Raw genomic sequence first — 6,244 nt, 5'->3', positions numbered from 1 at the left:
GCTTGTTTGCCAAATTCAGGAACAACCAGGTTGACTTCCTTCGAGTTGTAACCAAATGCTTCTACCTGAGACTTGATCAAATCAAGAGCATCATAATAAGCAAGGCTTTGTCCTTTATAGAAAGAAGAGTCCTCTCCTTTTATGTCAGCTTCGTTAATTTTTGCGAGGGATTCATTGTACTTTTCTTTGAGAATAAGTGCATGATCTTTGATAAAGTTAACAGATTCTGTATTCATAGTCCTCTCTCCTTGAGTAGGCCTTCTAGTATAGTCTTTTGCTCGCTCTGCCGATTTATGTCACTTTGCCATTTATCGGGAAGAGCTTTTTGCTGTCTAGGATCAAGATTATCAAAATCAGGTATAAATTTTTGGGGAGCTTCAATCTTTTTTTGATGTTCAGAAATTTGCTTGTTTATAGATTCAATTCCTTTGGCTCTTCGGTAGCGATTTTTGTTAATTGTTTTTTTCTAGAGCGAACTAATCAATTAAGTCTCTTGCCAGATAAGGATTTAGTCGATTTATGCCCCCCTATCGAACCATACCAAGTAACGAAGAACCATTCCTTTTCGGATTTGAGAGTCTGGCTTTTTGGCATATTCGTTATAGAATCCAGAGTGCTTACCCCCTTGTTTGGCAATATTATATGGGTCATTCACATTAGTCACATCATCCACTTCATCAACAGCCTTAGTAGCTACCAACTGTTGATTCTTCACTATTATACCTCTCCAGAAAAGATTTTTGATAAGCTCTTAGTCAGGGCTTCATCTCTTATTTTGACAATTATTGGAGAGGTCTATTTAGCAGGGTCAGTCCACACTCACCCGCATCAATATAGGAGCGAACAAACTCTATCTGAGTTTCTTGCATCACTTCTGTGGTAAGACGATTTTGCCTAATTGAGTTTTCGGGAAGTTTTAGGGGAATTGTTGGGTTTCCTTGCGTCAACCCAACCTACCAGATCGGCGATCGCCTTGAGTTAAATTTGAGAGAGTTCGCGTTCACCCGCTAATTTCAGTGCAGAAGCTGCTTCAGGAATATAGGAAGTTTTCGTTTTAGAGACCATACCTCCCTGTTGTTCCCGCAATTGTTCTAGACGCATGGTACTCCAATCGGTCAGCATCGAGTTACCTAGCCGGGGGGCCAATTTGTTAATTTTCTCCACAGAGGAGATAGCTAATTCATCCATCTGTAGGGAAGCTAGATAGCAATCACAGGCGATGTCTATCTCTCCTAATCGTTCGTGACATTGCCCGGCCATAAACCAAGCGATCGCCATTCCAGGCGGGCCGAGTCTAGTGGCAGAACGATAGATTTTCGCCGCTTCTTCAAATTTATTTTGTTTCAGTAAAATTTCCCCCAGTTTCAGGCGATAACGAGAGTAAAGAGGTTCCATCGCCACCATTTTCTTCGCTCTCTCTTCGGCGAGATCGATATCGCCTAACCAGAGAGCTTCTTTTGTTCGGCTCTCGAAAACCGTTATTAGATTGTCGTAGGCGGAAAGTCGTTCGCTCTCGTTTTTACACTCGCGAGTTAGTTCTTCCGCTAGGGATTGACAGAGATCCATTTCACGGACAACCGTTTCTCGCTCACCCCGCAGAAGTGGAGCGAAAACAGCCGCACGCTTGAAAGCACTGGTTAAATGTTTAAAATCGAAACGATCGAGGGAAGGTTCGAAGTGAGAGAGTGCCTCCTTCGCTACTTCTCGCCAATGGGCGACCGCCGCTATATCTCGAAATACAGTAGCCTGCAAAACGATTAATTCTACGGCCGCCCCGAAAACCACCAGGCTTTCTTTAGAAGCGTATTGAACGATTCGTTGAAAATCTTCGAGATTTTCTGATGTACCAATATCTTCTTGACAAAGGATTTTAGACATCGCCAGGCTGTAAGCTAATCTAGCGAACGTGGGGTCTCTGCCAATGTTTTCATCGCTAATTGCGGGAATATAGCGAGTAATCGCTTCATGAAAGCATAAACTCGATAATAAATTAATTGTTTTCAGTTGAGTAGCGGGTGAAAGCTCACGATAATGCTCTAAATGCTCGCAAAGAACTCTCCAACGTTCGGTTCTCAACTCATCGGGGAGGGTGAGAGGATCGTTAATTGGGTATTGAAAAAGACCGGTCTCTCGAATCAATTGCTCTCGAAAAGAAGCGGGGTGAAGGAGAGCAACCGGGTTCACGGACGACGTATTAGTATCTCGCACTTCGGAGACAAGATTTCGATAACTATAGTCAATTCCCTGAATATGCCAAGCACCAGATTGATAGGGACTAAGATCGAAATAAGGACGATGGCTCCAAGTGATCGGAAAATCGTTTAAAAATAGCATACATATTCTCAAGAAATGCGATCTTTATCTGGTTGGTATTTCCACGATAGTCAACGGAGTATCTTGTTTGGCTGAACTACCGTGGAAACTAGGAGAAGTAAAAGATAAAATACTGATTTATCTCTGTATTTTATCAATCAGTTACACCTAGAAAGGATTGTAGCACCAACAACAACAACCGCCTACCACTTGACGTAAAGTTTTAAAAGCGGTGATGCTGTCTGGACTGTCGTTAGCGGCATCGGTGCGAAGCTCGATAATTTCGTCAGTCACCGTGTTTTTGATCTCGTTGATTTTGATGTTAGCCATGAGATGTATTCTCCAAATGTTCGCTAAATGAATGAATCAAATTATTGATTCAAGAGAACAATAACATTTTTTTAACACCAGATCAACTATCAAAATCGAAAAAAAAAACATAATTTAGTTATTTATGTTCTTTTTAAAAGACTGTTTTTTGCGAAAACATCATCAAAACCGATTAAACAACGGGCTTCCAAGCTATTTAAAGAAACAAAAATAAGTAATTTATGTACAAAAAACTCTGAACCTGTCTTGTTGGAAGCAAAGAGAACCAACCAAGCTAACTTAATTGAGTTATTTGGGGTTTGCTGAAAAAGTTTGTTGGTGGGGTTAGGAGTCAGGATTCAGTAGCCGGTCGTCGGTCGTTTCAGGCTTTGTTGCCCTCCTTTTTGTACCAACTTGTGTACTATAAAAAGGATGATGCCAAGTTTTTGAAGGTCACAATCCTATTTTCGCAGCATGAACATCAGACTTTAACAGGTCAAAAGCCTTATTGTAAAAGGGTTTTACCATTATTCAGCAAGCACTATTTATTTTTTTTATTAACTGGGAATTCTGTTAATGAATAGATTCAGGAATTTTTAAAAGTGTATGTATTAAAAATCGCTTTGTTGGTTTTTATGCTGAATAAGCTCACTCAAGAATAATCGGATTATTGGTATTTTATTAATCCATATTGTATTAATTTTATAGTAAAATAATCCGTAGGTTGGGTTAAACGAAGTGCAACCCAACACATAACATGAAGAATAATAGGGGGATGATGTTGGGTTTCCGTTGTCAACCCCACCTACAAAATAGGCGATCGGACTTATGTAAAACCTCCGCAGTGACCGACTCGCTTAGATAATACTCCCCGCAATTCTGACAGATATCCGCAGGGACTTGTTTTAAAATCACGATACAATTATCCCTCTCTAAAGTAACGGTAACAAAACTCGATCGAGTCGTACCATATTTACAGATCACACATTCCATAGTTCTTATCTTCACTTGCTACGTTTGCGGGGTGAGTATTACCCACCCCGTCCACAATTAATTACTTAACTCGTATTTTATTTCCTGAATCTTCTCCTTTACCCAACCGTTAAACAACTCGGCACGGATTTGCAAAGCCAACTCCTCGGTTAATTTTGGCTTAAGGATTTCCTCAACGAAAATCAGGTGAAAACCTCGATCGCCTTGCAGCGGTTTCAACAATCGAGAAGAATCCGATGCGAAAATTGCGGCCGAAAGATTCGGTCGTAAATCCTTACGGTAAACAGTACCGCAATAACCTCCCTTGCGTCGTAATTCCACATCCTCGATATAGCGGTGCGCTACTTCCTGAAAGCTGATTTCCTCCTCCTGAATCGATTCATACAACTCCTCTGCCATCGCCTGATCTGCTAACACTACCTCATAGATCACCGCGCCGGTATAATCTAGCTGGTGTTCGACGAAATAGGATTCAATTTTGTCTGCGAAAAGATGTTCGGCTAATTTACCAGATAGTAAATTGAATTGAATGATCGCCTCGAAATCGTCTAGGGATAAGCCCTGTTTTTGCAACCAATTCCATGTATCTTTGGCGTTATGTAATTCTTTGGCGAGACGGAATTGATCGGCCGCCTGTTGTAACTCGTCAGTTGTGTTTTTAATCCCCGCTTCCGTGGCGGTTTCGGTGATGATTTTCCGAGCGATAATTCCCTCGGCCATTTCGGGGACTTTCCCCGATAGCTTAAGCTGTTGGATAAGGTCTTGATTGGTGATGGTGATACTATGGGACATAATGACTCCTGAAACAGTTATGCGAAATTAATTTCCTAGTTGAGATAGGCAAGAGGGTTAGGGAGGGGTGTAAGTAATTTGGCTTCGATAAGCTAAACGGCGCTTAACCTGCATGATCCAACAGCTATAACCCTTTTGGAGTCTATATCGGTGATCCGAAGTAAAAGCCGTTTAGCTTACCTAAAAAAACTAGAGTTTTAACCCATCTTTTTGCAGATCCTTAAAGGGATCGAGGATGTAATCGATCACCCGACGCTGACGGACGATCGCTTCTGCGGTAGCCGTATCTCCCGGATTGAGGGGAATACATTGATTTCCCTTTTGAATACAGGAGCGATCGAGTTGAATTTCTAGCTCGAAAACGTTAATTTTTCCCGTCGCCGTATCCTTCTCGATCGCCGTCGGTGATTTCTTGGTGATCTTGCCGCCGATAATGCCGTAATCCTGAAAAGGATAGGCATCGAACTTGACTTTTATCGGCATACCGGCGCGGAGAAATTGACTTTGATCCGTGGGCATTTCTGCCTTGAGAATAAACCGGGAGCCTTTCGGTGCTATCTCCGCAACCCGCGTTCCCGACTGCACCACCGCACCCGCGCGTTTAATCGGTAATGAAAAGATTGTGCCGTCGGTATTCGCCTTTAAAACCCTCTGACTTAGTTGGATTTGGAGCGCTTGCCGTTGGCTCTCGCTTTGGGCCATTTCCGATGCCAGTGTTCCGATCTCCGTGTCTAGATTGTTAATCTGCTCCTGTATCCTTAAGAGTGCCAACTCGTTGGAATGGCGGAGACTTTGATAACCCCGCTGCCGCTCCTGTAATTGCAGACGCGCTTGGGCGATATCGGCGCTCGTTTGTTGACTCGTCTGACGGTAGGCACTTTTTAATTCCGCTAGTTTATGTTGATTTTCTTTTACCTCCGCTTTTCCCCGCTCGTAGAGTTGTTGGCGCTCCTTGGCATTGTCCTCGCGCTCGATGAATTGCACCTCCGATATCGCGCCATCCTCCCACGCTTTTCGGTAGCGATCGACTTCTTTTAAAGCCGTTTGATAACGACTTTTGAGAATCGGATAATCAGTCTGACTTTGTGCGAGGGCGGTTTTCGCTTGATTTACCCGCGCCTGTTGTTCTTCTAGGGATATTTTCGCTTTCTTGATTAATGCGTCCACATTCTCCCGCGCTTGCTCGATCGAGGCTTCTTTTTCCGCTGCTGCCGCGCGATTTTGTTGGCTTTGGGTGGTTAAAGAAATCTCTAACTGACTTTTGACAAGTTTCTGTTGGGAAAGACGGCTTTTTTGTCCTTCTATTTTCTCCTCAATTTGTTGTATTTCCTTGCCGATTAATGAGGAATCTAGGGTTAAAATCGGTTGTCCTGCTTTCACCTCTTGGCCTTCACGGACATAGATTTTTTCCACTTCTCCTGCGGTGATTGCGTCGAGTTTGACCAGGGTAAGCGCATCTTAACAATCCTTGACAAAATGAACTTTATGTGAGTTGCTTACCCAGAGAGCGATTCAGGCATATTTGAGGAGAATTGGCCATCTCAATTGTTAAGCAAAAATTGACCAAATGGGTCGATTTCGTAACTATTCTGATTGACTGGTATCACTTGAAATGCCCATGCGGATCACAAAATTGGCCAATTGTCAATAGCGTTTGAGATGCTCTCACCCTGAATAGGGGGATGATGTTGGGTTTCCGTTGTCAACCAACCTACAAAATAGGCGTACTGCTACGCAGTGCCTTCGGCATCGCACCTGATACCTTAATAGCTAAGTTGCTTGTTTGCCAAATTCAGGAACAACCAGGTTGACTTCCTTCGAGTTGTAACCAAATGCT

The 6,244-nt window shown here is 42.8% G+C and carries 7 protein-coding genes; all 7 read right to left on the bottom strand.

What is annotated here, in order from left to right:
* The coding region (locus EWV66_RS15690; protein ID WP_287109049.1) for a hypothetical protein at positions 1-236 on the bottom strand (236 nt) is incomplete at its 3' end.
* Positions 237-517: 281 nt separating this feature from the next.
* Positions 518-715: a hypothetical protein gene (locus EWV66_RS15685; protein ID WP_287109053.1), complete on the bottom strand. Its 198-nt coding sequence runs from the start codon at positions 713-715 to the stop codon at positions 518-520.
* 263 nt (positions 716-978) lie between these two features.
* The gene (locus EWV66_RS15680) at positions 979-2,334 is read right to left on the bottom strand and encodes a tetratricopeptide repeat protein (protein ID WP_287109047.1); all 1,356 of its coding nucleotides are present in this window, start codon (positions 2,332-2,334) and stop codon (positions 979-981) included.
* Between the two features lie 147 nt (positions 2,335-2,481).
* Complete coding sequence (locus EWV66_RS15675) at positions 2,482-2,643, bottom strand: hypothetical protein (RefSeq protein ID WP_287109046.1); 162 nt, start codon at positions 2,641-2,643, stop codon at positions 2,482-2,484.
* A 774-nt stretch (positions 2,644-3,417) separates the two neighbouring features.
* Complete coding sequence (locus EWV66_RS15670) at positions 3,418-3,615, bottom strand: type II toxin-antitoxin system MqsA family antitoxin (protein ID WP_002776319.1); 198 nt, start codon at positions 3,613-3,615, stop codon at positions 3,418-3,420.
* Between the two features lie 57 nt (positions 3,616-3,672).
* The gene (locus tag EWV66_RS15665; protein WP_287109045.1) at positions 3,673-4,407 is read right to left on the bottom strand and encodes a foldase protein PrsA; all 735 of its coding nucleotides are present in this window, start codon (positions 4,405-4,407) and stop codon (positions 3,673-3,675) included.
* Between the two features lie 189 nt (positions 4,408-4,596).
* The gene (locus EWV66_RS15660) at positions 4,597-5,820 is read right to left on the bottom strand and encodes a beta-barrel domain-containing protein (protein WP_502705683.1); all 1,224 of its coding nucleotides are present in this window, start codon (positions 5,818-5,820) and stop codon (positions 4,597-4,599) included.
* Positions 5,821-6,244: the final 424 nt, after the last annotated feature.

The organism is Microcystis sp. M_OC_Ca_00000000_C217Col (assembly GCF_007095585.1).
In the GTDB taxonomy this organism is placed as follows: Bacteria; Cyanobacteriota; Cyanobacteriia; order Cyanobacteriales; family Microcystaceae; genus Microcystis; species Microcystis panniformis.
Note: the sequence above shows the minus strand (reverse complement) of the source record. Positions and strands in the feature narration are given on the sequence as shown.

Excerpts from the sequence above, each read along its gene's own strand:
- EWV66_RS15675 (WP_287109046.1), bottom strand. The coding sequence starts at position 2,643 with ATGGCTAACATCAAAATCAACGAGATCAAAAACACGGTGACTGACGAA.
- EWV66_RS15680 (WP_287109047.1), bottom strand. The coding sequence starts at position 2,334 with ATGCTATTTTTAAACGATTTTCCGATCACTTGGAGCCATCGTCCTTAT.
- EWV66_RS15670 (WP_002776319.1), bottom strand. The coding sequence starts at position 3,615 with ATGGAATGTGTGATCTGTAAATATGGTACGACTCGATCGAGTTTTGTT.
- EWV66_RS15665 (WP_287109045.1), bottom strand. The coding sequence starts at position 4,407 with ATGTCCCATAGTATCACCATCACCAATCAAGACCTTATCCAACAGCTT.